1 protein-coding gene and 1 pseudogene are annotated in these 1,664 nt (G+C 55.7%); both read right to left on the reverse strand.

Features of this window, described 5'->3' with window-relative positions:
- On the reverse strand, positions 1-740 hold a 740-nt coding region (locus ACFFNA_RS36460; RefSeq protein WP_378924833.1), incomplete at its 3' end, for a D-alanine--D-alanine ligase family protein.
- A gap of 275 nt (positions 741-1,015) precedes the next feature.
- Positions 1,016-1,664 (reverse strand): annotated as a pseudogene (locus ACFFNA_RS36465) (KamA family radical SAM protein); the annotation flags it as partial.

The following is a 1,664-nucleotide window of genomic DNA, read 5'->3' on the forward strand; positions in this document are numbered from 1 at the left end:
GCCGGGCAAATCTTCGGGACCCCTGCGGCCGCCACGTATTTCGCGTCCCAATCCATAAGACGCGTTTCGCGATCGCCGAAGTCCTGCTCCACCAGAGGCAACACTTCCAGCTCCCCGTTTCCAAGCAGCGCGACACAGATTTCCCGCCCTTCGATGTATTCTTCCACGAGAGCATCCTGCGCGTATTGCGCGACAGTCACTTCCACGGCCTGCCTCAACTCAGAATGTTCGTGAATAAGTTGCAATCCGAGGCTGCCGCCTTCGTGGCGAGGTTTCACTATTACTGGGAATCGCAGGTCGCAGGCACTCTCGGTGCCGCGACCCATCACTCGAAAGTTCGGCGTCGGTACACCTTGATCGCGGATGAGCATTTTGGTAATGACCTTGTCGCACGTCAGCCCCATCCCGAGCGGGCTGCATCCAGTGTATGGAATACCGGCCATCTCAAGGATGGCAGGAACATGGATTTCACGCTTTTGGCCCTGAATTCCCTCCGCTAAGTTAAAGACGATTCCTGAGGGCCTGGCGTGCGGATCAGGTGGCATAAACCGCTCGAGCGTGGCGAGCAGTGCTTTGTCGCCTTCGCACACGAGCGTCTCGTGCCCGCTCCCTTGAAGTCCCGCCACCATTTCTTCAAGCGTGCCGCGTTGTGGGTAAGGCTGCTGCTGCTGCGGACGAGGCTGACCGAACCGGTTAATTACACCGTTAAAATCGCTATTCGTCACGATGGCTACTCGCATGAGCTACTCCTTTGACGTTGCCTGTTGTTACGTTCATTGGCTTGAGATTGGTTGCTTATCGGATCAGCATCTCGGATGCAGACCGTTTCGTTTCGTCGAGCGCGATTGCGAAACTTTCGCAGGCCAGAAGCAGGGCGGGAGCAAGATGGACTGCCCGTTCAGCGCATAGTGGGAAAGCCGTCCATCGCCTGAATGGCGCTGCCCCACGGAAGCAACTGCGGTCTTTTGGTTCACTCGAGCTGGGTACGGCGGCCAGCATTCCGCGCCTTTCGATCTCATCCTTCGGGCAAATCATCCAGCCAGCCCGCGCCCTCAAGATGCGGCCGGGAAAAGATCTTTCCGATCTTTTCGGGAGTCTTGTTTTGATGGTATCGCATATACACTCGGCCGTCGGCTCCAAGGTCGAGGATTTCGATCTTTCCCGTGTAATGGGACATGATGTATTTGAATGTTTTTTGGATGCCGCTGAGACGTTGGTTGATGCCGCGCGAAATCTCTATTCCGCGGCGCAGCGAAACCTGGAAATGCGATGCGCCTTTCACTGGCCTGCTCTGGAAGAGGTAATAAGGGCGAACCCCTATTTGATGACATTTGGCGAAGGTCGCCGCCAAGATCTTTGAGTCATCGTTGACCTTCGCGAGGAGCACGGACTGGTTTAGGAACTGCACGCCCTGAGCGCGCAAGGACCCAATGTTGCGTTCTGCGGCTGGTGAGATTTCACCGATGTGATCGAAATGTGTGACGATGACTGCGGTCTTACCCGCTTCATGGATTCGTTGGAATAAAGCCGGCAGAGTGGGATCTTCGAATCGCCTGGGCTCGTAGGCGACTGCTTTTGTGCCGAATCGAATTGAATCCAAATGCGGGATCGGCAGCAGATGATCAAGAATTTTGTGAAGCTTGGCAGTGCTGAGCACGAAGGGA

The organism is Mesorhizobium kowhaii (assembly GCF_042431665.1).
GTDB classification, from domain to species: domain Bacteria; phylum Pseudomonadota; class Alphaproteobacteria; order Rhizobiales; family Rhizobiaceae; genus Mesorhizobium; species Mesorhizobium kowhaii.